This is a genomic window from Lentzea sp. DG1S-22, from assembly GCF_036321065.1.
Lineage (GTDB): Bacteria > Actinomycetota > Actinomycetes > Mycobacteriales > Pseudonocardiaceae > Lentzea > Lentzea jiangxiensis.
The window spans coordinates 3,243,196-3,266,175 of the sequence record NZ_CP143276.1; the positions used below are offsets into that span (position 1 = coordinate 3,243,196).

The 22,980-nt window shown below is 70.6% G+C and carries 22 protein-coding genes and 1 pseudogene; 9 read left to right on the plus strand and 14 right to left on the minus strand.

All coding sequences use genetic code 11. From position 1 onward, the window contains the following. The first annotated feature begins 34 nt into the window (after nucleotides 1-34). A complete protein-coding gene (gene glpK, locus V1227_RS14150) occupies nucleotides 35-1,504 on the plus strand; it encodes a glycerol kinase GlpK (RefSeq protein ID WP_329793014.1) in 1,470 nt (489 codons plus the stop codon). Then, entirely contained in the window at nucleotides 1,497-3,017 is a 1,521-nt protein-coding gene (locus tag V1227_RS14155) for a glycerol-3-phosphate dehydrogenase/oxidase (protein WP_329793015.1), read from the plus strand. Before glpK ends, V1227_RS14155 begins: the two co-directional genes overlap by 8 nt. On the opposite strand, the gene V1227_RS14160 is transcribed toward V1227_RS14155, so the two are convergent. Continuing rightward, the gene (locus V1227_RS14160; protein ID WP_329793017.1) at nucleotides 3,014-3,394 is read right to left on the minus strand and encodes a hypothetical protein; all 381 of its coding nucleotides are present in this window, start codon (nucleotides 3,392-3,394) and stop codon (nucleotides 3,014-3,016) included. The two genes, V1227_RS14155 and V1227_RS14160, sit on opposite strands and share 4 nt — an antisense overlap. Nucleotides 3,395-3,709: 315 nt before the next feature. Then, complete coding sequence (locus V1227_RS14165) at nucleotides 3,710-4,129, minus strand: MarR family winged helix-turn-helix transcriptional regulator (protein WP_329793019.1); 420 nt, start codon at nucleotides 4,127-4,129, stop codon at nucleotides 3,710-3,712. A gap of 80 nt (nucleotides 4,130-4,209) precedes the next feature. Between V1227_RS14165 and V1227_RS14170 the strand changes: the two genes are divergently transcribed. Then, the gene (locus V1227_RS14170; protein WP_329793020.1) at nucleotides 4,210-4,818 is read left to right on the plus strand and encodes a maleylpyruvate isomerase family mycothiol-dependent enzyme; all 609 of its coding nucleotides are present in this window, start codon (nucleotides 4,210-4,212) and stop codon (nucleotides 4,816-4,818) included. On the opposite strand, the gene V1227_RS14175 is transcribed toward V1227_RS14170, so the two are convergent. After that, the gene (locus tag V1227_RS14175) at nucleotides 4,808-5,476 is read right to left on the minus strand and encodes a GNAT family N-acetyltransferase (RefSeq protein ID WP_329793021.1); all 669 of its coding nucleotides are present in this window, start codon (nucleotides 5,474-5,476) and stop codon (nucleotides 4,808-4,810) included. The genes V1227_RS14170 and V1227_RS14175 overlap by 11 nt on opposite strands. A 91-nt stretch (nucleotides 5,477-5,567) precedes the next feature. Here V1227_RS14175 and V1227_RS14180 point away from each other — a divergent pair, with 91 nt between their 5' ends. Then, nucleotides 5,568-6,101, plus strand: coding sequence for a PadR family transcriptional regulator (locus V1227_RS14180; protein WP_329793022.1), 534 nt, complete (start codon nucleotides 5,568-5,570; stop codon nucleotides 6,099-6,101). Between the two features lie 122 nt (nucleotides 6,102-6,223). Here the strand turns inward: V1227_RS14180 and prcA are convergent, their stop codons facing one another. From prcA to V1227_RS14205, 5 genes are all read right to left on the minus strand, one after another. After that, nucleotides 6,224-6,988 (minus strand): proteasome subunit alpha, encoded by a 765-nt coding sequence (prcA, locus tag V1227_RS14185; RefSeq protein ID WP_236220053.1) that lies wholly within the window; start codon nucleotides 6,986-6,988, stop codon nucleotides 6,224-6,226. Between the two features lie 34 nt (nucleotides 6,989-7,022). Then, the gene (gene prcB / locus V1227_RS14190; RefSeq protein WP_329793024.1) at nucleotides 7,023-7,871 is read right to left on the minus strand and encodes a proteasome subunit beta; all 849 of its coding nucleotides are present in this window, start codon (nucleotides 7,869-7,871) and stop codon (nucleotides 7,023-7,025) included. 49 nt (nucleotides 7,872-7,920) lie between these two features. Continuing rightward, complete coding sequence (locus V1227_RS14195; protein WP_090098092.1) at nucleotides 7,921-8,115, minus strand: ubiquitin-like protein Pup; 195 nt, start codon at nucleotides 8,113-8,115, stop codon at nucleotides 7,921-7,923. A 79-nt stretch (nucleotides 8,116-8,194) separates the two neighbouring features. After that, nucleotides 8,195-9,688: a depupylase/deamidase Dop gene (gene dop, locus V1227_RS14200; RefSeq protein WP_329793025.1), complete on the minus strand. Its 1,494-nt coding sequence runs from the start codon at nucleotides 9,686-9,688 to the stop codon at nucleotides 8,195-8,197. Between the two features lie 73 nt (nucleotides 9,689-9,761). Continuing rightward, nucleotides 9,762-12,155, minus strand: coding sequence for an FtsX-like permease family protein (locus V1227_RS14205; protein ID WP_329793026.1), 2,394 nt, complete (start codon nucleotides 12,153-12,155; stop codon nucleotides 9,762-9,764). A gap of 107 nt (nucleotides 12,156-12,262) precedes the next feature. Here V1227_RS14205 and V1227_RS14210 point away from each other — a divergent pair, with 107 nt between their 5' ends. After that, on the plus strand, nucleotides 12,263-12,754 hold the full coding sequence (locus V1227_RS14210; protein WP_329793028.1) for an NUDIX domain-containing protein: 492 nt from the start codon (nucleotides 12,263-12,265) through the stop codon (nucleotides 12,752-12,754). On the opposite strand, the gene V1227_RS14215 is transcribed toward V1227_RS14210, so the two are convergent. The 5 genes and pseudogenes from V1227_RS14215 to V1227_RS14235 form a co-directional block, all read right to left on the minus strand. Then, complete coding sequence (locus tag V1227_RS14215) at nucleotides 12,751-13,095, minus strand: antibiotic biosynthesis monooxygenase family protein (protein ID WP_329793029.1); 345 nt, start codon at nucleotides 13,093-13,095, stop codon at nucleotides 12,751-12,753. The two genes, V1227_RS14210 and V1227_RS14215, sit on opposite strands and share 4 nt — an antisense overlap. Nucleotides 13,096-13,108: 13 nt before the next feature. Then, nucleotides 13,109-13,987: an aldo/keto reductase gene (locus V1227_RS14220; protein WP_329793030.1), complete on the minus strand. Its 879-nt coding sequence runs from the start codon at nucleotides 13,985-13,987 to the stop codon at nucleotides 13,109-13,111. 75 nt (nucleotides 13,988-14,062) lie between these two features. Next, nucleotides 14,063-15,118, minus strand: coding sequence for a glycoside hydrolase family 5 protein (locus V1227_RS14225; protein ID WP_329793031.1), 1,056 nt, complete (start codon nucleotides 15,116-15,118; stop codon nucleotides 14,063-14,065). A gap of 96 nt (nucleotides 15,119-15,214) precedes the next feature. Then, complete coding sequence (locus V1227_RS14230; protein WP_329793032.1) at nucleotides 15,215-15,970, minus strand: ABC transporter permease; 756 nt, start codon at nucleotides 15,968-15,970, stop codon at nucleotides 15,215-15,217. Nucleotides 15,971-16,020: 50 nt separating this feature from the next. After that, nucleotides 16,021-16,668, minus strand: a pseudogene (locus V1227_RS14235) (ABC transporter ATP-binding protein); the annotation flags it as partial. 111 nt (nucleotides 16,669-16,779) lie between these two features. Here V1227_RS14235 and V1227_RS14240 point away from each other — a divergent pair. Continuing rightward, on the plus strand, nucleotides 16,780-17,847 hold the full coding sequence (locus tag V1227_RS14240) for a sensor histidine kinase (protein ID WP_329793033.1): 1,068 nt from the start codon (nucleotides 16,780-16,782) through the stop codon (nucleotides 17,845-17,847). After that, nucleotides 17,844-18,473 (plus strand): response regulator transcription factor, encoded by a 630-nt coding sequence (locus tag V1227_RS14245; RefSeq protein WP_329793034.1) that lies wholly within the window; start codon nucleotides 17,844-17,846, stop codon nucleotides 18,471-18,473. Before V1227_RS14240 ends, V1227_RS14245 begins: the two co-directional genes overlap by 4 nt. A gap of 248 nt (nucleotides 18,474-18,721) precedes the next feature. Here V1227_RS14245 and arc read toward each other — a convergent pair whose 3' ends face one another. Beyond that, nucleotides 18,722-20,518 carry a proteasome ATPase gene (arc, locus tag V1227_RS14250; protein ID WP_329793035.1) on the minus strand — a complete coding sequence of 599 codons (1,797 nt, stop codon included), beginning with the start codon at nucleotides 20,516-20,518 and terminating at the stop codon, nucleotides 18,722-18,724. 714 nt (nucleotides 20,519-21,232) lie between these two features. Here arc and V1227_RS14255 point away from each other — a divergent pair. Both V1227_RS14255 and V1227_RS14260 read left to right on the plus strand, forming a co-directional pair. Continuing rightward, a complete protein-coding gene (locus tag V1227_RS14255) occupies nucleotides 21,233-22,063 on the plus strand; it encodes an Rv0361 family membrane protein (RefSeq protein WP_329793036.1) in 831 nt (276 codons plus the stop codon). Nucleotides 22,064-22,105: 42 nt separating this feature from the next. Continuing rightward, a complete protein-coding gene (locus V1227_RS14260) occupies nucleotides 22,106-22,927 on the plus strand; it encodes a hypothetical protein (RefSeq protein WP_329793038.1) in 822 nt (273 codons plus the stop codon). The last annotated feature ends 53 nt before the right edge of the window (nucleotides 22,928-22,980 follow it).

Here is a 22,980-nt window from a genome sequence, read left to right on the forward strand (position 1 = left end):
CATTGTCGAATGGTTCACACAGAGGAGTGTGCACGTGGCGTACATCGCGGCGATCGACCAGGGCACGACGTCGTCCCGGTGCATCGTGTTCGACCGGTCCGGCGGGATCGTGTCGGTCGCCCAGCGCGAGCACCGGCAGATCTTCCCGCGGCCCGGCTGGGTGGAGCACGACGCGACCGAGATCTGGACGAACGTGCAGGCCGTGGTGCGCGACGCCCTTGCGCACGCATCGCTCACGTACGCCGACATAGCCGCGTTCGGCATCACGAACCAGCGCGAGACCACGGTCGTGTGGGACAAGGCGACCGGCGAGCCCGTGCACAACGCGATCGTCTGGCAGGACACGCGCACGGACTCGCTGACCAGGCAGCTCGGCGACCAGGACCGGTTCCGCGAGCGCTCCGGCCTGCCGCTCGCCACCTACTTCTCCGGCCCGAAGCTGCGCTGGCTGCTCGACAACGTCGACGGCCTGCGCGCCCGCGCCGAGAACGGCGAGGTCCTGTTCGGCACGATGGACACCTGGCTGATCTGGAACCTCACCGGCCGCCACGTCACCGACGTGACGAACGCGTCGCGCACCATGCTGATGAACCTCGAGACCCTCGACTGGGACCCCGAGCTCGTCGAGGCGATGGACGTGCCGCGAGCCGTGCTCCCCGAGATCCGGTCCTCCTCCGAGGTCTACGGCACCTACGAGGGCGTCCCGGTCGCGTCGGCGCTCGGCGACCAGCAGGCCGCGCTGTTCGGCCAGACCTGCTTCTCCCCCGGCGAGGGCAAGTGCACCTACGGCACGGGCGCGTTCCTGCTCGTCAACACGGGCGCCAAGCCTGTGCTCAGCCGGAACGGCCTGCTCACCACGGTCGGTTACCAGATCGGTGACGAACCGGCCGCGTACGCGCTGGAGGGCGCGGTCGCGGTGACCGGCGCGCTGGTGCAGTGGTTCCGCGACAAGATCGGCCTCATCGGTTCGGCGGCGGAGATCGAGACGCTCGCGCGCACGGTCGACGACAACGGCGGCGCGTACTTCGTGCCCGCCTTCTCCGGACTGTTCGCACCGCACTGGCGGTCGGACGCCCGTGGGGTCATCGCGGGTCTGACGGGCTACATCTCGCGCGGGCACCTCGCACGGGCCGTGCTGGAGGCGTCGGCGTGGCAGACGCGTGAGGTCGTGGACGCGATGAACGCCGACTCCGGCGTGGACCTCAAGACGTTGCGCGTCGACGGCGGCATGACCGCGAACAACCTGCTCATGCAGTTCCTGTCGGACGTGCTGGACGTGCCGGTGGTGCGCCCGATCGTGGCCGAGACGACGTGCCTCGGCGCGGCGTACGCGGCAGGACTCGCGGTCGGCTACTGGACCGGCACCGACGAGTTGAAGGCCAACTGGCACAAGGCGGCCGAATGGGAGCCGTCGATGGAACCGGCCGCCCGCGCCAAGGGCTACCGGAAGTGGAAGAAGGCGGTCGAGCGGACCGTCGGCTGGATGGACGAGGACGATGACTGACTCAGCACAGCGGACACGCGCCCGCGAAGAACTGCAGCACGGCAAGTTCGACGTCGTCGTGATCGGCGGCGGCATCCTGGGCATCGCGACCACGTGGGCCGCGGCCCGCTCCGGTCTGCGCGTCGCCCTGGTGGAGAGCGGCGACTTCGCGGGCGCCACGTCGTCCGCGTCCTCGAAGCTCGTGCACGGTGGCCTGCGCTACCTCGCGATGGGCCCGTCGGCCGTGCCGATGGTCCACGAGAACCACAAGGAACGGCGTGCGCTGGGCGACCGCCTCGCCCCGCACCTGGTGCGGCCGCTGCCGTTCCTCGTCCCGGTCTACAAGGGCGGCCCGCACAGCCGGTTCGTGCTGGGTGCGGGCGTCACGCTGTACTCCGCGCTGTCGGGCTTCGGCGACGGCATGGGGAAGGTGCTGTCGGCGCGCAGGGCGCAGGAGTGGGTGCCCGACCTGCGCGCCGACGGTCTGCGCGGTGCCGCGATGTACTACGACCACCAGATGAACGACAGCCGCGTGGCGATCACCGCCGCGCGGGCCGCCGCCGAGGCCGGTGCCGTGCTGCTCAACCACATCTCGGTCGTGGGCCTGCGCAAGACCGGCTCGAAGGTCACCGGTGTCGACCTGCGCGACTCGCTCGGCGAGTTCGGAGTGGACGCGAAGGTCGTCGTGAACGCGACCGGCCCGTGGCTGGACGTGCTGCGGCGCATGGAGGACCCCGCCGCCGACCCGTCGATCCGCCTGTCCAAGGGCTCGCACCTGGTGCTGAGGCAGACGTCGGAGTGGAAGGCCGCGCTGACGATCCCGGTCGACGACGTGCGCGTGTCGTTCGCGATCCCGTGGGAGGGCCACCTCCTGCTCGGCACCACCGACGAGGCCTACGACGGCGACCCGGCCGCGGTCGCCTGCACGGACGCCGACGTCGACCAGATCCTCGACGAGGCGGGCACCGCGGTCACCGGCCTGGACCGCTCCCGCATCGCGTACACGTTCGCGGGCCTGCGGGTCCTGCCCGGCGGCCCCGGCGACACCTCGCACGCCAAGCGCGAAACGGTGATCACCGCGGGCTCCGGCGGCATGATCAGCGTGGCCGGCGGCAAGTGGACGACGTTCCGCAAGATCGGCGCCACCGTCCTCGCGCGCGTGAACTCCGAGCTCGGCCGCACCTTCGACGGCCCGCTGGACGACGTGGCGCTGCCCGGTTCGGCGTCGCCCGAGACCGTCGGCTCGGTGCTGAACCACGCCTTCGACGCGCTGCCCGACGACGTGGTCCGCCACCTCGCCACCCACTACGGCACGACGTCGCACGAGGTCGTCGCCCTCGGTCTGGAGAACCCGGCGCTGCTGGAGCGCGTGCACCCGGACGGCCCGGACATCTGGGCGCAGGTCGAGCACGCCCGCCGCACCGAGTGGGCGTCCGAGGTGGACGACGTGCTGCGCCGCCGCACCACCGTGGTGGTGCGCGGGCTCGACTCGCCGGAGGTCCGCACGCGGGTGTCGGAGCTGCTGGCTTCCTAGAGCGCCGCGGCGCGTTCCAGGAGGCCCCCGGCCAGTTCGGGTTCCGAGTGGAACGCGCCGCGCACCGCCGGCATGCCGTCGCACCCCGGCACGACCTCTTCCCGTGCCACAGCGCGGTTTTCGAGCCGAGGCCCTTCGAGGTGGGCGTCGATGACGGCCTCGTGCACCGGAGGGAGGTCGTCGCCGATCGGGTTCGGGCACTGGTACCCCACGTCGATCACCACGAACGACTCGGGCTCGCCGGCCGGCACCGGCAGGTTCTGCGGGCACGCGTCGTTGTGCCCGCTCGCCTGCGGCAACGCCTCCAGCCGTCGCACCGGCTCCGGCACCCGCGCGGCGAACGGCGGGCAGTCCGGCCGCAGGAACGCGTCCCGCACGCGCCTTCCCTCGTACAACAACCGCAACGCCCGTCCGGGCGCGGCGCGCGTCCTCGAGCCACAGCCCGATCCGGTCGCCGAGGTTCGTCCACCCGCACCACCCGCGGGCGGCGGAACCCCGGTGGCAGACGAAGTCCGACAGCAGGAAGTCCGCCTCGTCGCGCCGCGGGAAGTCGCCGACCAGGTCCGCCAGGTCTTCGCGGATCACGGGTCTGCGCAGGACCTTCACGAAGACCGGCTCGCCGGCCGAGACGACCCGGTAGAGCGCCGCCGTGGTGATCGCGGTCGGCCGGAAGCCGATCGGCACCACGCGGGTCAGCGGTACGGGTCGGTGATCTCGCCGAGCATGTCCAGGGCCTCGCGCAGCTGGGTCATGCGGCGCTTGCCGATGTGCTGTTCCCATTCCGCCTCGATCCTGGCGATCTCCGCGTCCGCGACGGGGACGGCTTCCTTCGCCTTGTCGGTCACGCGCACGAGCCGCGCGCGGCCGTCGGTGGGGTCGGGCACGCGTTCGACGTAGCCCGCCTTCTCCAGCTGGTCCACGAGGAACCCGGCGGTCTGCTTGGTCACCTGGGCGGCTTCCGCGAGCTCGGTGAGGCGCGTCCCGTCCGGGCCGACCCGCATGAGCACACGGGCCTGGGCCTGGGTGATCTCGAACCCCGCCGCCGTGACGGCGGCCAGGACGCGGTTCTCCACCTCGCGGTTCGGGATGAAGAGCAGCAGACCGATGTTCACTCGAAGTGCCCCCTTGTTTTTGGTCAGATTTTCTGATTAAAGTAGTCAGTCCATCGAACTAAATCAAGAGGAGAACCGCGATGGACGAGGCTCGGATGTGGCAGGTGGTCGACGCCGAACGCGCGGCGACCGCCGAGCTCCTCGCCGGCCTGACCGAGGTGGAGTGGTCCTACCCGTCGCTGTGCGAGGGCTGGACGGTGCGCGAGGTCGCGGCGCACCTGTCGCTGGGCCCGCGCGTGGGGATCGGCGCGGTCCTGGTCGCGTTCGCCAAGGCGCGCGGCAGCTTCAACCGCATGGTCGACCAGACCTCGCGCGCCGAGGCGCGCAGACCGACCGGCGAGCTCGTCGCGGAGCTGCGCGGCATCGTCGGCAACCGCAAGCTGGCACCCGGCCAGACGCTCAAGAACGCGCTGATGGACTCCATGGTCCACGCGCAGGACATCGCCCTGCCGCTGGGCATCGAACGCCACATGCCGGTCGACGCCGCCGTCGGCGCGGCGGACGACCTGTGGCGCATGGGCTTCCCGTTCCACGCCCGCAAGCGCTTCGCGGGTCACCGCCTCGTCGCCACCGACGCCGACTGGTCCGCAGGCGAGGGCGCCGAGATCAGCGGCCCGATCGAGGCGCTGGTCATGCTGCTGGCCGGACGCACCGCGACGATCCCCCGGCTCACCGGCATCACGGTCTGAGCTCGCGCACCACCCTGCGGCACACGTGGACGCGCTCGAAACGTTGGCGCATCTCGGTTTCCCGTTCGATCCGCGCGTGCAGGAACGCCCCGGCCGGGACCAGGCCGTGCTTCGCGACGAGCACCGTGCCGAGCTCCTCGGCGGTCGCGTGCACGTGCAGGTGGTGCTGCTCTTCCCTGAAACCGTTGCGCGCGTACCACTTCAGCGCGGGACGGTCCTCCCGCGGCCAGGCGTCGAGCGTCCGCACCCCGCACCGCTCCAGCCGCGGCACCGCCTCCTCCAGCAGCGCCGTGGCGATCCCCCGGCCCTGGTGGTCCGGGTGCACCACCACCGTGTCGACGGTCGCCTCGGCTCCGGGTACCGAGACGTCCAGGATCCCGGCCACCACGTCCCCGACGACCGCGACCAGCTCCAGGTCGGTGCGGTGCCTGACCTGCCACACGTCGTCGTGGTAGCTGGTCGCGAGGAACCCGAGCACGCGACACCGCAGCCACGGGACCTCGTCCTCCTGCTCGTAGCTCCTGATCTCCACGGGCAGCCCCGGCGTACCCCTGGAGCGGCCCGGTGCTCCCAGCAGGCGCACCTCCCCGGCTCGCCCCCGTGCGGCGTCCACCACGTCGTTCCCCCAGTCCGACTGCACGCCGGACGTCTCCGGCACCGTCCAGGTTTCCTGAAGCCGGAGCCGCCCGCACGCCTCTTTCCGCTTCACCGTTTGCCAGGTACATACCCGGTAGGCAAACTCGGCGTGCATGTCGGTCAAACACGGTCTGCTGGCGCTGCTCGAGCGCGGACCCATGTACGGCTACCAGCTGCGGGCGGCGTTCGACGCGGCCACCGGCGGCACGTGGCCGTTGAACATCGGGCAGGTCTACACGACGTTGTCGCGCCTGGAGCGCGACGACCTGGTCGCCGCGCTGCCCCAGAACCAGGGCCAGCGCCCCTACGAGCTCACCCCGCACGGCCGCGACGAGCTGGAGAAGTGGTTCGCCACGCCCGTGCGGCGCAGCGACCGCCCCCGCGACGAGGTGGCGATCAAGCTCGCGCTCGCCATCACCACGCCGGGCGTCGACGTCACCGAGGTCGTGATGACGCAGCGCACCGCCACCACGCGCACGCTGCAGGAGTGCACGAGGCTCAAGACCCGGTCCGCCGGTCTGCCGTGGCTGCTCGTGCTCGACGCGATGATCTTCCAGGCCGAGGCCGAGCTGCGCTGGCTCGACCACTGCGAGTCGAGCCTGCTGCGCCACCGGTCACAACCCGTGCCGGACAAGACAGACGTCTGACGGTGCCGGCGGCAGCGAGAACCACAAGGGGACGACTCACCCGACCCGACACGCCCGCGCAAACCCAAGACGTGCAAAGGGCCCCCGGCCGAAGCCAGGGGCCCAGCACCAGAGCTCGACGCCTACTTCGAGGACTCGTCCCCGGGCAGCTCGACGTCCTCCACGGCCTTCCCGTCCTTGACGGGCGCGGGCATGAGGGCATCCAGCGCCGCCCCGGCGATCCGCCGGAAAGCCCGCCGAGGCCGGGCCCGCTCCAGCACGGCGACCTCCAGCTTGGCGGCCGGAAGCAGCTCAGCGGACCCGTTCCCGGTGGACGGGGACCCGGCCGACAACGCCTTCACGGCAACAGGAACAGCCTCGGCCAACGACAACCCGTCGGCGAAGGCCTCCTTCAGCGCCGTGTTGGCGGCATCGACGGTGCCACCCATCACGATGTACTGGGGCTCGTCCACGATGGACCCGTCGTAGGTCAGCCGGTACAGCGTGTCCGACTCGGCCGTGTCCCCGACCTCGGCCACGCAGATCTCCACCTCGAAGGGCTTGATCTGCTCGGTGAAGTAGGTGCCCAGGGTCGTGGCGTAGACGTTCGCCAGCGAACGGGAGGTGACGTCGCGCGGGTCGTTCTGGTACCCGCGGACGTCGGCGAACCGGATGCCGGCCTGCCTCAGGTTCTCGAACTCGCTGTAGCGGCCGACCGCGGCGAAGCCGATGCGGTCGTAGATCTCCGAGACCTTGTGCAGCGTGCTGGAGGGGTTCTCCGCGACGAACAGAATGCCGTCCGCGTACTTCAGCACGATGACGCTGCGACCCCTCGCGATGCCCTTGCGGGCGTACTCGGAGCGATCGCGCATCACCTGCTCTGCCGATGCGTACAGCGGCATCGTCATGGGTGGTGCTCCTGACGTCGGACCTGTGGGGGACTCAGCCTGCGGGGCGGGACCGGCGGCCTTCGACGACCGCGTCGGCGACCGTCTGGACCTGCGACTCCGGTACCTCGACGGCACCGTCGACGCCGTTGATCGTGATCACGATCGGGTAGAGGCGGCGGACCGGGTCCGGGCCACCCGTGGCCGAGTCGTCGTCGGCCGCGTCGTAGAGCGCTTCGACGACCGAGCGGATCGCGCCGTCGGCGTCCGCGTCCGGGTCGTAGAGCTTCTTGAGCGCCGACTTCGCGAACAGCGAGCCCGAGCCGACGGCCTGGTAGCCGTGCGACTCCTCGTAGCGGCCGCCGGTGACGTCGTAGGACACGATGCGGCCCGCGCGGTCCGGGTCGGCGGCGGAGGTGTCGTACCCGGCGAACAGGGGCACCACGGCGAGGCCGGCCATGGCCGCGTCGAGGTTGCCCCTGATCATCGCCGAGAGGCGGTTCGCCTTGCCGTCGAGCGACAGCGGCACGCCCTCGATCTTCTCGTAGTGCCGCAGCTCCACCGTGTACAGCCGCACGATCTCGATCGCGATGCCCGCGGTGCCCGCGATGCCGACGGCCGAGTGGTCGTCGGTCACGAAGACCTTCTTCATGTCGCGCTGGGCGATGACGTTGCCCATCGTGGCCCGCCGGTCACCGGCGATCACGACACCACCCTTGTAGGTGGCCGCGACGATCGTCGTCCCGTGCGGGGCCTGGACGGTCCCCTCCGGGAGCTTCCGGGCACTGGGCAGCATGTCGGGTGCCTGGGCCCGCAGGAAGTCCGTGAACGACGACGAGCCCGGCGTGAGGTACGCCGTCGGCAGCGCCGCGGCCGGGTGACGCCCGGTCGAGCTGTTGTCCATGTGTTGGTTGTTCTCCCGTCCCGAAGTGGTCAACAGGCCCCCCAAAGGCCTACTGACCACCCTTCTGCACGTATGCGCGGACGAAGTCCTCCGCGTTCTCCTCGAGCACGTCGTCGATCTCGTCGAGGATCGCGTCCACGTCCTCGCCGAGCTTCTCGCGGCGTTCCTGACCGGCTCCGGCGGCGCCGTCGGCACCCTCGTCGCCGTCGCCACCGCCCTGGCGCTGCTTCTGTTCCTGGGACATCTCGGCCTCCCACTGACTCGCCTGACAAGAACACTACCCAGCGGCACCGACAAAAATTGTGAGCCACTCGGGTAGACGATCACCCGCGAGTCAGCGCGTCCACCAGCTGCTCGGCGGTGTCGGAGGCTTCCAGCAGCGCTCCGACGTGGGCTTTCGTGCCTCGGAGCGGTTCGAGCGTCGGAATCCGCACGAGTGATTCCCGACCGAGGTCGAAGATCACCGAGTCCCACGACGCGGCCGCGACCGAGGTCGGGTAGCGCTCCAGGCAGCGACCGCGGAAGTACGCCCGCGTGTCCTCGGGCGGCGTGGTGATGGCCGCGATGACCTCCTCCTCGCTGACCAGCCGCTTCATCGAGCCGCGCGCGACCAGGCGGTTGTAGAGGCCCTTGTCCAGGCGGACGTCGGAGTACTGCAGGTCGACGAGGTTGAGCCGCGCGGAGCCCCAGGCGAGGCCGTCGCGCTGGCGGTAGCCCTCGAGCAGCCGCAGCTTGGCGACCCAGTCGAGCCGGTCGGCGCACAGCGACGGGTCCTTGGCCAGGTCGTTCAGGACCTCGCCCCAGACGCGCAGGACCTCGCGGTCGCCGACGCCCTCCTTCTCGACGAACGCCAGGGCGCGCTCGTGGTAGGCGAACTGCACGTCGAGGCCGGTGAACTTGCGCCCGCCGGTCATCTCGACCTTGGTCTTCAGCGTCGGGTCGTGGCTGATCTGGTGCACGGCGCGCACCGGGTCGACCATGCGCAGGTCGTCGAACCGCTGGCCCGCCTCGATCATGTCGAGCACCAGCGAGGTCGTGCCGACCTTGAGGTACGTGGAGTACTCGGCGAGGTTCGCGTCGCCGATGATGACGTGCAGGCGGCGGTACTTGTCCGCGTCCGCGTGCGGCTCGTCGCGGGTGTTGATGATGCCGCGCTTGAGCGTCGTCTCGAGGCCGACCTCGACCTCGATGTAGTCGGAGCGCTGTGACAGCTGGAAGCCGGCCTCCTCGCCGGACTGCCCGATGCCCACCCGCCCGGACCCGGTCACGACCTGGCGCGACGCGAAGAACGGCGTGAGGCCCGCGATGACGGCCGTGAACGGCGTCGAGCGCTGCATCAGGTAGTTCTCGTGCGTGCCGTAGGACGCGCCCTTGCCGTCGACGTTGTTCTTGTAGAGCTGCAGGCGGGGCTGGCCGGGCACGGTGGCGGCCTTGAGCGCCGCCTCCTCCATCACCCGCTCCCCCGCCTTGTCCCAGATCACCGCGTCACGCGCGTTGGTGACCTCGGGCGCCGAGTACTCGGGGTGCGCGTGGTCGACGTAGAGCCGCGCGCCGTTGGTGAGGATGACGTTCGCCGCGCCCAGGTCCTCGACGTCGGAGTCGGCGGGGTGCCCGCCGGGGCTGCCCAGGTCGAACCCGCGGGCGTCGCGCAGCGGCGACTCCACCTCGTAGTCCCAGCGCGCACGCCTGGCGCGCGGTATGTCCGCCGCCGCCGCGTACGCGAGCACCACCTGTGTCGAAGTGAGCACCGGGTTCGCGGTCGCGTCTCCCGGCACCGCGATGCCGTACTCGACCTCGGTTCCCATGATCCGCCGCATACGCCACACCTTATGACCTGACCCCGGACAACAGCGTGAGGGGAGCTTCACGGTGAAACTCCCCCCAGCCTATTCACCCGGACGCCAATCCTGCTGCAGGACGAATCCGCGAAGCGCCGCGAGAAGGCCCGAAAGCGGCCAGCACGGCGAGGACGACGACCGCCACCGCGCCGATGACCAGCGGCAACACCACCGAGACGGCCGGCAGCACCAGCGGGATCCCGATGGACAGGATCGCGATCACCGCGTACCCGAACCCGAGCGCGCCACCGCCGACGACCCCGACGAGGGCGAGCATGACCGCCTCGGCGATGACGCCGCCCTGCAGCCCGCCGCGGGTGACGCCCAAGGCGCGCCTGAGGGCGAGCTCCTTGCGGCGTTCCTGGACGGAGATCGTGAGCGCCGTGCCGATGCCGGTCACGGCCACCGCGACGCTCAGCCCGAGCAGCACCATCATCAGCACGGTGCCGAGGTGCATGTACCGGTCGGCTTCCGCGCGTTCGTCGGCGTCGGTCTGCACGATGACCGTCGGGTTGTCCGGCAGCGCCGCCTGCAGCCCGGCCCGGAACCGCGCCGGGTCCGTCCCCGGCTCCAGGGCGACGAGCACCTTCTCGGCCGGTCCCGAGGTCAGGCCGCCGAGGACCGGCGTGTAGCCGGTGAGCGTGCCGGGCACCGTTCCGACGACCTCGTACCGCTTGCCACCGGCCTCGACGAACGGCCGGTCCTCCCAGTGCTGCGGCACGATCGCCGTCCCGGAGGCGAACCGCTCGGCACCGGGGACGTTCTGCGCCTCGAGCCAGGCCTTGAACTGCTCCGGGTCGGCGCCGGCGCCGGTCTCGGCCCGGTGCAGCACGACGCTCGCGGCCACGCCGTCCTGCGCGGGGATCGGCGGCAGCGGCCGCTCCCCCGCGTCGACGACGGTGGCGTCCGGGCGTTCCTCGTTGGCGAACGTGTAGGTCATCTCCTGCGCGGTGCCGAGCAGGACCAGGAAGAACGTCACCATCGAACTGGCCAGCAGCAACGGCAGCGCCACCGACGCCGACCGCTGCGGCATCCTGCGCACCTCGGCGCCGGCGAGCTTCCAGTGCGTGCCGCCGATCTTGCCGAACAGCCGCGCGATGAACGGCACCGTGACCGGGCCGAGGATCCAGAACAGGCCCGTCACCGCGGCGATCGCGGAGAAGGTGACGGCGAGGGGCGCCACCGCGGTGCCCTTGGCCGCGATGGCCGCCAGCGCGAGGACCGCGGCGCCACCGGTGAACAGAAGACCGAACACGAGCCGAAGACGACGCACGGAGCCCTTCGGCACCTCGTTGTCGGCGTCCCGCAACGCGGCGAGAGGCGACACACGCGCGGCGTTGATCGCGGGACGAACGGCGGCGACGACCGAGAGCACCGCGGCGACGGCGACGCCGAGGACCACGTACCCGAGCGACGGCAGCAGGTCGGGGCTGAGCTCGACCGCCCCGAACAGCACGGAGATGCCCGTGACGTCGAACGTCCTCGCGAGGGTCCACGCCATCGGCCCGCCGAGCAGCGCGCCACCGATCCCCGCGACCGCACCCGTCACCAGCGCCTCGAACAAGCTCCTGCGCACCAACGGCCCGCGCTGCGCCCCGATGCACCTCAGCAACGCCGTTTGCCGCTGACGCTGCGCATAGACCGCACGGAACGTGGCCGCCGCAACGAACACAGCGGTCGCCAGCGCAAGAATGCTGAACGGCAGGAGGACGAACTTCAGGTCGTCACCGACCCTGTCGGCGTCCGGGTCCGGGTTCCACACGACGTAGGAGGCGCCCGCCGCGGCCTTGACGGCGTCACGGGCTCCACCGATCACCCAGACCTGCTTGGTGTGCGGCCGCGGGTCGAGCTTGCGCGCGAGATCGGGACCGGCGACCAGGACGGGCCGCGAGTCGACCGCGCCCCTCTTCAGGACACCGCTGACGGTGACCTCGAACGGCCTGCCGTCGGCGGCCGCGAGCGAGATCGCGTCACCGGGCCGGAGACCGCGCTCGTACGCGGTGATCTTGTCGACGGCGATCTCGCCGCCGGCGGCCGGCTGCCTCCCCTCGGCCAGCGGCCAGCGCACCAGGTCCGGCTGCTGGACGTGCACCTCGGCCCGGTGCTGCCCCGCGCGGCCGTTCGCGTCGAGCAGGTCCGCCTGCGCCACCTGCACCGGCACCGCCCTGCCGACCGCGGAGAGCTTGCCCAGCAACGCGTCGTCGAGCTCCGCCTGGTTCACCGCGGGGGTGTCGCTGTCGTACTGGTGCGGCTTGACCTCCACGACGTGCCCGACGGAGGACGGTGTGAGAGGCGCGCCCTCGTCGACCGACCGGCTGAGCGCGTCGCTCAGCACCAGGGCGGCCAGCAGGCAGGCCACGCCGACGACGAGCGCGACGCCGGGCAGCAGCGCGCGGCCCGGCCGGGCGCGGAACTCGGCGACGCCGAGCCGCAGGGAAGTGGACACGAATCCTCCTCGGTGACGTCCGATGGTCACGAAGGTAGGAAGGGGGGCGATCAGCGGGCGTCGGACTGGGGTAGCAAGCTCGCGTACGACCACAGGAGGACACGGGGATGATCAACCTCTACGACGAGGACGCCAACGTCATCGGCGAGGTGACGCGCGAGCGGATGAGGGCGGAGAACCTCTGGCACGGCTGCGTCCTGACCGTGGTGTTCTCCTGCGACGGCGAACGGGTCTACGTCCACCGCCGCACGGACACCAAGGACATCTACCCCGGCCTGTACGACTTCTCGGCGGGCGGCGTGATCGACGCGGGCGAGACGCCGGACACCGCGGCGGTCCGCGAACTGCGCGAGGAGCTCGGCGTGCAGGCACCGCTGACGCCGCTGTTCCGGACGACCTACGTCGACGAGCTGACGCGCTACCACGCGTGGGTCTACGAAACGCACACCGACGGCCCGTTCACCCACCAGCCCGAGGAGGTCGCCTGGGGCGGGTGGATGGACGCCGCCGAGCTGCGCGGCAGGATCGAGGACCCGGACTGGCCGCTCGTCCCGGACGGCCGCGCGATCGGCCGGGAGTGGTTGCGGCGCCGGGGTTAGGGCCGTTCGGAGCGCTTGAAGCCGGAGCTGCGCTCGACCTTGGCCACGTGCAGGGTGTAGCTCTCGTACCAGTCGGCACGGCCGCGCTTCTGCGCCGCCCGGTGCTCCAGGTCCGTCCGCCACCGCGTGAGGGCGTCGGCGTCGCGGAAGTACGCGACCGTGATGCCGAGCCCGCCGGGGTTCTGGGCGTGGTCCATCCCGAGGTAGCCGGGGACCTCCCGCACCAGTTCCTCCATGCGCGCGTTGGTCTCGCGGTAGCCGGTCTGGTCGTCGGTGCGGACGGTGGTGAAGACAACGGCGTAGTACGGGGGGTCGAAAGCCTCGACGGGCGCGGCGCTCACGGCGCCACCGTAACTAGTTCCAGGCGAGCCCGGAACGGGTTTTCCAGTACCGCTCGGCGGGTTCGGACAGCTCCGGCAGGTCCACCTCGACGCGCAGCGCCTCCACATTGGACCGCAGCTGCTCCGGGCTCGCCGCGCCGGACAGCACGACGTCCGCCCACGGCTGGCGGGCGACGGCGGCGAGCGCGACCGCGTCCGGGCCGACGCCGAGCGCCTCCGCCTGTGCCGCCACCGCCGGCGGCGGGTCCACGACGAGCCGCCCGTTGGCCAGGCCCTCCTTGACGATCACGCGCAGCCCGGCGTCGTGCGCCTCCTGCAGCGCGTCGCCCGCCGAGGTCTCCAGCAGGTTCCAGGTGGACTGGACGGACTGGAAGACGCCGAGGTCGAGCGCCTTGCGGATCGTGTCGGCCTGCCCGGGCCCGGACGTCGAGAACCCCAGCGGGACGCCGATCCCGGCCATCGCGTCGCGCAACCGGGCGTCCTCGAACAGCGGGCTGTCGGCCGTCAGCGAGTGCACCTGGTAGAGGTCGACGCGCGGCAGCAGCGCGGAGGTCTCCTGCCACTGCCGGGTGAACCGGGCCAGGGAGTGCTCCTTGACCTCGTGCACCTCGGCGTCGGGCCGCCAGTCCGCGGTGTAGGCGTAGCCCCACTTGCTGGAGACCGCCACGTCGTCGTGGCCGGGCAGCCAGGACGACAGGAAGTCCTCGGACAACCCGTAGGAGCGGGCCGCGTCGACCCAGCGGATGCCCAGCTCGTAGGCGGTGTCGAGGACGCGGTGGCACTGCGCGCGCATCGAGTCGACGTCGCGGACGCGCGGCAACGCGTCCTCACGGCCGAGGTTGATGTAGGCGGGACGACCGAGCGACGCCAGACCGAGTGCGAGTTGTGCCATGCCCCCAACGGTAAACGGCGGCCCCGCAGGACCGCCGCTCACGTGACCCGCCGGGGTCGGCCGAACCGGGAGGGATCAGAAGTCGTCGGCCGTGCGGATGTGGTTGCGCACCCACTTGCCGGCGTCCTTGAGCGGACCCTCACCGGCGAAGCTGCTGCCGGAGCACGTGCCGCTCCTGAACACCGCGCCCGTGCGGTGGTCGTCGGAGAAGTTCCAGTTCGTCCAGGAGATCTTGGCCTCCTTCATGAACGCGATGAACTTGTTCGCCATGGTGAAGTCGTTGGGACCGTCACCGGAGGCCTCCTGCGAACCGAACTCGGTGACGAAGACCGGCACCTGGCTCGAGACCGTGCGCAGCGCGTTGAGGTACGAGTCGCGGTGGTCCTTCGCGTAGAAGTGGAACGTGTACATCAGGTTCGAGGCGTTGACCTTGTTGCGGCTGACCTCGTTGATGTCCTTGCCGTCGGACAGGCCGAACGTCGACCAGCCGTGCGTGCCCACGAGCACGAGGCTGTCCGGGTCCGCCGCGCGGATCGTCGGGATGACCGCCTCCGCGTAGGACTTCACCCGCGACCAGGTGACGCCGTTCGGCTCGTTCGCGATGTCGTAGATGATGTTCGTCTTGTCCTTGTGGCGCTGGGCGATCTCCTTGAAGAACGTCTTCGCGCGCTCGGTGTTGTGGTTCGGGTCGCCCGGCGAGAGCTGGTGCCAGTCGACCAGCGCGTACAGGCCGCGCTTGGTGGCCTCCTCGATGTAGCCGTGCACCATGTCGGTGAACTTCCGGGGGTTCGACTCGTAGCCGCCCTCCTGGATGTACATCGAGATGCGGAGGATGTCCGCCTTCCAGTCGTTCGCGAGCGCGTCCAGCGACGCGGTCTTGACGCACTGGGAGTACCACTGGATGCCGTGCGTGCTCATGCCGCGCAGCTGGATCTGCTTGCCGTTCTTGTTGCACAGCTTGACGCCGCACACCTTGAGCTGGCCGTTGACCGCCGCGGGCGAGCCCGGCGGCAGCGCGGCGGCGGAGACGTCACCCGCGGGTGCGGCGGCAACGGAACTGCCCGCCATCACTCCGGTCAACGGAAGCACTACTGCCGCGGCGAGCGCCACCACGGACTTCTGCCAAGCCATTCAGCGTCTCCTCTCGGACTTCGGCGGCGGATTAGTTAGGTAAGTTTCCTTACCGATTAAAGGTACAGACGACCATAAAGCCGGCCCCAAGAGGAGTCAAGCGTCCCGTCGCAGCAGAGTCACAGTTCCGGCACTGAGCGTGACCAGTGCGTAAAGCACCAAAACAGCGGTGGCGGCGAGCGGGCCCAGCGGGGCGTCGTCGACGACCCCGGCCACCTCCCACACCAGGTACGGCACCATCACGGCGGACGCGTCGACGTTCCAGGGGCCGGGCAGCATGGGCGTGATGGCCGGCAGGCCCCACAGCAGCACGCCCACGACCACAACAGTCACGGCCGTGGACCTCACCGCGAGGCCGATCCCCAGCCCGGTCAGGCCCGTCACCAGGATCGACAGCACCGCGGCACCCGCCCACGGCAGCACGTCGCCCACGGTGTCCCAGGGCGCGATCGGCGGCGGCCGGTCCCCCGCGATCAACCGGCTGACGCCGGTGCTCACCGCCAGCGCCACGGCTCCCAGCACCGCGGACGTCGCGGCGACGAGCGCGGTTTTGGCCACCAGCAGGCGCTTCCGGTTCGGCACGGCGGTCAGCGCGGTGAGCCGCGGGTCCGAGGTCGCGACGAGAGCGCCGAGAGCGGCGACGAGGAACTGCACGACCGGCGTGATCACCACGCTGGAGTCGGCGGAGGCGAACTTCGCCTGTTCGGCGGCTGAAGACGTGTCGTAGTCCCGCACGATCAAAAAGGAGATCGACGCGCCGAACAGGAGGATCAGGCCGATGGCCAGCAGGATGCCGCGGGGAGCCCGGACGCTCCGGAGCTTCAGCCACTCCGCGGCGAGCGCGTTCTTCACAGTCCCCTCCCGGAGGTGAGTTCGAGGTAGGCGTCCTCCAGGGACCCGTTGCGCGTCAACGCCTCCATCGGCGTCTCCGTGACCAGCTGTCCTCTTGCGACGATCACGACGTGGTCGGCGGTCAGCGCCATCTCGCTCATCAGGTGGCTGGAGACGAAGACCGTCCTGCCCTCGTTCGCGAGGCTCCGCATGAGGTCGCGGATCCACCGCACGCCCTCGGGGTCGAGGCCGTTGACGGGCTCGTCGAACATCAGCACCCGCGGGTCGCCGAGCAACGCCGCCGCGACGCCGAGCCGTTGCTTCATGCCGAGCGAGAGCGCCCGGATCCTCTTGTGCCGCACGCCTCCGAGACCCACCTGCTCCAGCAGCTCGACCGCGCGCCGCTGCGGGATCGCGTTGCTCGCGGCGATCCAGCGCAGGTGGTCGAGCGCCTTGCGGCCGTGGTGCACGGCTGCCGGGTCGAGCAGCGCGCCGACGTGCCGCAACGGCTGGCCGAGGTCCGCGTACCGCCTGCCGCCGACCAGCGCCTCACCGCCCGTGGGCCGGTCGAGGCCGAGGATCATCCGCATCGTCGTGGACTTGCCGGCGCCGTTCGGGCCGAGGAAGCCCGTCACCAGTCCCGGCCGGACGGTGAACGACAGGTCGTCGACGGCCGTCGCGCCGCCGTATCTCTTCGTCAGGTTCCGCACCTCGATCATGCGGAAGAGAGTGGGCCGTTCGCCGTGCGGAGGGATCGGACCGAGGGCCGAACCGCGGTATCGGACCGTGGTCCGAGGCGGTCCGGGCGCACGCTCGTTAACGTCGTGGCCGTGATCGCACGACTGCACCTCTACCTGGTCGACCTCACCGCCGCGGTGGTGATCGGCGTCCTCGTGGGCTACGCGATGGTGGAGCACCAGGACAAGCCGTGGTGGCTGGTGGTCCCCGGCGCCCTCCTCGTCGCGCTGCCGGTCACCGTCCGCCGGATCTGGCCCGTGACCTGCCTGGTGGTCAGCACGGTCGCCACGGCGGCGGTGGTGGTCGGCCAGGTGCTGCCGGCGGAGGCGCTCGGCGCCCCGGTCGGAGCCGTGTGCTTCGCGCTCTACACCGTGGCCGTCGACCGTTCCCGGACGTGGTCGCTCGCCTGCCTCGCGTTCGCAGTCGTCGCGATCTCCGGTGTCTCCGGCGGCGAGCCCGAGAACGTGCTGGTCGTCCTCGCGGCGATGAGCGCCGTCTGGGTCATCGGCTACACGACCCGGATGCGGCGGTCCTACTTCGCACGGGAAACCGCGCAGCAGGCCGAGCAGGCGCTGTCCGACGAACGCCTGCGCATCGCCCGCGAGCTGCACGACGTCGTGGCGCACAACCTCTCCCTGATCGCCGTGCAGGCGGGCAACGCCGCACACGTGCGCTCACCCGAGCACGCCTACCAGGCGCTGGAGGTGATCTCGCAGACGAGCCGCGCCGCCCTGAACGAGATGCGAGGCCTGCTCGGCGTCCTGCGCTCCGACGCCGACCTCGCCCCCTCCCCCGGCCTCGGCGGCCTCGCCGACCTGGCCGACCGCGCGTCGCTCGCGGGCGTGCGCGTCTCGTTGGAGGTGCGGGGCGACTCCGCCGTGCCCGAAGGCGTCGGGCTGTCCGCGTACCGGATCGTGCAGGAGGCGCTGACGAACGTCGTGAAGCACGCGGCACCCGCGTCGTGCAGGGTCCTGGTCGACGTGACACCCGGAACGGTGCGCGTCGAGGTGGCGGACGACGGTCCCGGTGTGAAGGAGCTCGGAGTGGGACACGGGTTGATCGGCATGCGCGAACGCGTCGCCGTCTACGGCGGCACGTTCAGCGCCGGACCGGGCGGGGACGGCGGTTTCCGGGTCGTCGCGGAGCTGCCGCACCGATGACGCGCGTGCTGATCGCCGACGACCAGGCGTTGCTGCGCGCCAGCTTCCGCCTCCTCGTCGACAACGCCCCGGGTCTGACCGTCGTCGGCGAGGCGGGCACCGGCGCCGAGGCCGTCGCGCTGGCGGCCTCCCTGCGGCCCGACGTCGTGCTGATGGACATCCGCATGCCGGAGATGGACGGCATCGAGGCCACCGGGCTGATCGACGGACCGCGCGTGCTCGTGCTGACGACGTTCGACCTCGACGAGTACGTCTTCGGCGCGTTGCGCGCCGGCGCCTCGGGTTTCCTGCTCAAGGACACCCCGCCCGCCGAGCTCCTGAGGGCGGTCCACGTGGTGGCGTCCGGCGAGTCGCTGCTGTCGCCGTCGGTGACGCGCCGCCTGATCTCGGAGTTCGTCCGGCAGCCCGCCTCGCCGGTGGTGCGCGGTCTGGAGCGGGTGACCGAGCGGGAGAAGGAGGTCCTGCTGCTGATCGCCCGCGGGTTGTCCAACGCGGAGATCATGGCCGAGCTGCACGTCAGCACCGGGACGGTGAAGACGCACATCGGGAACCTGCTGGCGAAGCTGCACGCCCGCGACCGCGCCCAGCTGGTGATCGCGGCCTACGAGTCAGGACTGGTCCGCTAGCAGCGCGACCACGAGCAGTGCCGCGAGCGTCAGCCACGACGCCGGGTGCCCCGGGTTCAACGTCCACCGCGAGCCGACGCGTTTGGTGCACCGGCAACGCCGGGTCGGCGCGGTTCGCGTACACGGCGGCTGCACAGCTGGGTCGTGATGGCGCTGCTGATCGCGGCGCTCCACGTCCGCGGGCGCGTGACAGCGTGAAACCGCCCCGGCCGCGAGAAGCGACCGGGGCGGTTCCGTCCGAGCTCGTGCTACAGGTACGTGCCGGTGTTCGTGGCCGTGTCGATCGCGCGGCCGGCGTCCTGGTTCTTCCCGGTGACGAGCGTGCGGATGTAGACGATCCGCTCGCCCTTCTTGCCCGAGATGCGAGCCCAGTCGTCCGGGTTCGTCGTGTTCGGCAGGTCCTCGTTCTCGGCGAACTCGTCGAGGATGGCCGCCTGCAGGTGCCGGACGGAGAGTCCGGGCTGCTTGGTGTCGAGCAGCGACTTGATCGCCGCCTTCTTGGCCCTGTCGACGATGTTCTGGATCATGGCGCCGGAGTTGAAGTCCCGGAAGTACAGGACCTCCTTGTCACCGTTGGCGTAGGTGACCTCCAGGAACCGGTTGTCCTCGGACTCCTCGTACATGCGCTCCACGGTGTGCTGCACCATGCCCTCGATGCAGGCCTTCGGGTCCCCGCCGAACTCGGCGAGGTCGTCGGCGTGCAGCGGGAGGTTCGGAGTCAGGTACTTGTTGAAGATGTCCTTCGCGCCCTCGGCGTCGGGCCGCTCGATCTTGATCTTCACGTCGAGCCGGCCCGGGCGGAGGATCGCCGGGTCGATCATGTCCTCGCGGTTCGAGGCGCCGATGACGATGACGTTCTCCAGGCCCTCGACGCCGTCGATCTCGGCGAGGAGCTGGGGCACGATCGTCGTCTCGACGTCGGACGACACACCCGAACCACGGGTGCGGAAGATCGAGTCCATCTCGTCGAAGAACACGATCACCGGGGTACCGTCGGACGCCTTCTCCCGAGCCCGCTGGAAGATCAGGCGGATGTGCCGCTCGGTCTCACCGACGAACTTGTTGAGCAGCTCGGGGCCCTTGATGTTGAGGAAGTAGGACTTGGCCTGCTTGTCGGTCTCGCCGCGGATCTCCCGCACCTTCTTGGCCAGGGAGTTCGCCACCGCCTTGGCGATGAGCGTCTTGCCGCAGCCGGGAGGGCCGTAGAGCAGCACGCCCTTGGGCGGGCGCAGCTCGTACTCGCGGAACAGGTCGGCGTGCAGGAACGGCAGCTCCACGGCGTCGCGGATCTGCTCGATCTGCCGGGAGAGGCCACCGATGTCGTTGTAGTCGATGTCCGGGACCTCCTCGAGCACGAGGTCCTCGACCTCGGCCTTGGGGACCCGTTCGTAGGCGAAGCCCGCCTTCGAGTCGACCAGCAGCGAGTCGCCGGGCTTGAGCGGCGAGTCGAGCAGCGGCTGGGCGAGCCAGACCACCCTCTCCTCGTCCGCGTGGCCGACGACCAGCGCACGCGCGATCGTGTCCTCACCGTCGTCGGTGAGCACCTCCCGCAGTGCGCAGACCTCACCGGAACGCTCGAACCCGCCGGCCTCGACCACCGTCAGCGCCTCGTTCAGGCGCACCGACTGGCCGTAGGCGATCTTCTCCGGCTCGACCGCCGGGGACACGGCGACCCGCATCCGGCGGCCGGAGGTGAAGACGTCCACCGTCCCGTCGTCGTACCGCGCCATGAAGACGCCGTACCCGCTGGGCGGCTGCGCCAGCCGGTCGACCTCCTCGCGGAGCGCGAGCAGCTGGCTTCGTGCTTCTCGGAGGGTGTCTATGAGCTTCGTGTTTCGCTCGGTCAGCTGGCTGACGCGCTCTGTCGCCTCAGCCAAGCGCTGCTCCAGCAACCGCGTGTGCCGCGGCGACTCGGTCAGCTTGCGACGCAACGACGCGATCTCGTCCTCGAGGAACCTGATCTGCGCAGTCAGCTCAGCGGAATTGTTGCCCTGGTTCAGCTCGCCACCCTCATCGGGTTGGCTGCCGGGATGACCGTGCTGCATGTCGGCACCCTCCTCCCGTGTTCGTACCGATTACGGTACCGGCGATCACCGACAAAATGGGGTACACACAACATCATCTTCGCTCGTGTGACGCAACGACCGCACCTCCGGGAGAGGTCAACTGCTCCATCTCGGTGTCCGGCCCACCCGCCCACCCGCTACGGTGCGTCCCGGAGACCACCACCGGCGTTTCGCACTGCGACACGCCAGCCTACCTGCGCATAAGTCCGAGGAGAGGGTCATGGGAGCACCTGTGCGGGCACCCGGCCCCCACGCTCCGCGACCACCCTCGGACGACCGCGGGCACGCCTGGTGCGGCTCACGGCCCGGCGACGGGCGGCGATCCTCCGCCATCCCACCAGGTGGACCAGCCGTTGATCCGTTCGGCGGTCACGCACCGCAACCCGCTCCGTTCGGGTCCGTCCGAGGACCCGCGCGAGCGGACCGCCGGTGCCACCGGTGGGCGTGCGGCCAACCGGGTGGTTCCACCCACGCGTACGGCGGACCACACCGACAGCGCAGAGCATCGCGCTCGATTCCCGCTGGAGTTGCCGCAATCGTTATCAGCCACGACCTTCGCGTGACCGGAGCGCGACTGCAGGGCGTGTGCATGACCACTCGCGCGTGCCGATAGGCGTCAATCGGCCGCGGACCGCCCGGTGAAGTACGACAATGTCGAGGAAAGATCACCTCATCCGATTCGGGGGAGTTTCGATGACCTACCCGCCGCAGCAGCCCGGGCCCTACGGGCAGCAGCCGCCGCCCGGTGGGCCGTACGGGCAGCAGCCGCCGCAGCAGCCGGGTCACGGCCAGCAGCCCGGGTACGGCCAGCAGCCGCCGCCCGGCTACGGGCAGCCGTACGGCCAGCCCCAGCAGGACCCGTTCGGCCAGCAGGGACCGCACAGCGGCGGCTTCCCGCAGCAGGGCCAGCCCGGTCCGTACGGACAGCCCGGCCCCTACGGCCAGCAGCCCTACGGCCAGCCCGGCGGGTTCGGCGGTCCCCCGCCCCCGAAGAAGAGCAACACCGGTGTGATCATCGGCGTCGTCCTGGGCGTCCTCGTGCTCGTCGGTGGTGGCATCACGGCCGCCGTCGTGTTCAGCGGCAACGACTCCGGCAGCTCCACCAGCTCCAGCGGCTCGTCGGACCCCGGCAACTCCGACAGCGGCGGTTCCGACGAGGCCGCCGAGGTCAAGAAGGTCGCGGAGGAGTACTACGCGGCCGGCCTCTCCGGGAACACCGCCAAGGCCAAGTCGATGGCCTGCCAGGAGGTGCTCGACGAGGCCAAGGAGGCCGAGAAGAAGCTCGAGAGCCTCTCCCCCGAGCAGCGCAAGCAGGCCGAGGAGCTCGCCAAGCAGTTCAAGCCCCAGGCGAAGGTCAAGGACGCGACGGTGAACGGGAACGAGGCCACCGTCAAGGTCACCATCTCCACGAACGTCGCCGGCCAGAGCTCCAGCGCCGACACCGAGGTGAAGTTCAGGAAGATCTCGGGCGACTGGAAGTTCTGCTCGCTCACCAAGGACATCAAGATCCCGACGACCAGGTGAGAAGTCACCGCCGGGTCCCACACCACCTCCGGGGGAAGCTCCATGACCTACCCGCCCCAGCAGCCAGGGCCCTACGGGCAGCAGCCGCCGCAGCAACCCGGTTACGGCCAGCAGCCGCAGCCGGGCTACGGCCAGCCCGGTCCCGCTGCGCAGCCCGGCCAGCCCGGGCCCTACGGCCAGCCCCAGCAGAACCCGTTCGGCCAGCAGGGACCGCACAGCGGCGGTTTCCCGCAGCAGGGCCAGCCCGGCCCGTACGGACAGCCCGGCCCCTACGGCCAGCAGCCCTACGGCCAGCCCGGCGGGTTCGGCGGTCCCCCGCCCCCGAAGAAGAGCAACACCGGCCTGGTCATCGGCGTTCTCGTCGGTGTGCTGGTGCTCGTCGGCGGCGGCATCGCGGGGTTCTTCTACTTCACCGACAAGCCCGACGACAGCAGCACGAGCGCCGCGCCCACCGCGGCCTCCCAGGACCCGGCGAACGGCAGCGGCAAGCCGACCGCGCCGTCCTCCAAGAGCTCGTCGAGCGGCGGCGACTCGGCGGCCAAGGACGTCGCCGAGGAGTTCACCGAGATCGTCCTGAAGGGCGTCCGCGCGGGCAGCAGCAGCCCGAACGACGTCAAGGACCTCGTGTGCACGGCGGAGTTCCCGAAGCTGAAGGCGCAGTCCGGCCAACCGCAGACGACCGCCACGGCCACCGTGACGGAGGTCAGGACGTCGGGCAGCACCGGCACGTTCACGCAGAAGCTCACCGGGCTCGTCGATCCCGCCAACCCCGGCAAGACCACCTCGGGCAGCATCATCTACAAGCTGACCAAGGAAGGCGGCGACTGGAAGGTCTGCGGCATCGACAAGATCGAGGGCAACTGACCTGACGCACGAGGGCCCCGCACTCCGGTGGAGTGCGGGGCCCTCGTCGTTCA

Bases quoted from the DNA above. Each gene is read 5' to 3' on its own strand.
- V1227_RS14195 (WP_090098092.1), bottom strand. From the start codon at position 8,115: ATGTCCCAGGAACAGAAGCAGCGCCAGGGCGGTGGCGACGGCGACGAG.
- V1227_RS14225 (WP_329793031.1), bottom strand. From the start codon at position 15,118: ATGGCTTGGCAGAAGTCCGTGGTGGCGCTCGCCGCGGCAGTAGTGCTT.
- V1227_RS14255 (WP_329793036.1), top strand. From the start codon at position 21,233: ATGACCTACCCGCCGCAGCAGCCCGGGCCCTACGGGCAGCAGCCGCCG.
- prcA (WP_236220053.1), bottom strand. From the start codon at position 6,988: ATGACGATGCCGCTGTACGCATCGGCAGAGCAGGTGATGCGCGATCGC.
- V1227_RS14245 (WP_329793034.1), top strand. From the start codon at position 17,844: ATGACGCGCGTGCTGATCGCCGACGACCAGGCGTTGCTGCGCGCCAGC.
- arc (WP_329793035.1), bottom strand. From the start codon at position 20,518: ATGCAGCACGGTCATCCCGGCAGCCAACCCGATGAGGGTGGCGAGCTG.
- prcB (WP_329793024.1), bottom strand. From the start codon at position 7,871: ATGGACAACAGCTCGACCGGGCGTCACCCGGCCGCGGCGCTGCCGACG.
- V1227_RS14210 (WP_329793028.1), top strand. From the start codon at position 12,263: ATGATCAACCTCTACGACGAGGACGCCAACGTCATCGGCGAGGTGACG.
- V1227_RS14155 (WP_329793015.1), top strand. From the start codon at position 1,497: ATGACTGACTCAGCACAGCGGACACGCGCCCGCGAAGAACTGCAGCAC.
- dop (WP_329793025.1), bottom strand. From the start codon at position 9,688: ATGCGGCGGATCATGGGAACCGAGGTCGAGTACGGCATCGCGGTGCCG.
- V1227_RS14260 (WP_329793038.1), top strand. From the start codon at position 22,106: ATGACCTACCCGCCCCAGCAGCCAGGGCCCTACGGGCAGCAGCCGCCG.
- V1227_RS14220 (WP_329793030.1), bottom strand. From the start codon at position 13,987: ATGGCACAACTCGCACTCGGTCTGGCGTCGCTCGGTCGTCCCGCCTAC.
- V1227_RS14180 (WP_329793022.1), top strand. From the start codon at position 5,568: ATGTCGGTCAAACACGGTCTGCTGGCGCTGCTCGAGCGCGGACCCATG.
- V1227_RS14170 (WP_329793020.1), top strand. From the start codon at position 4,210: ATGGACGAGGCTCGGATGTGGCAGGTGGTCGACGCCGAACGCGCGGCG.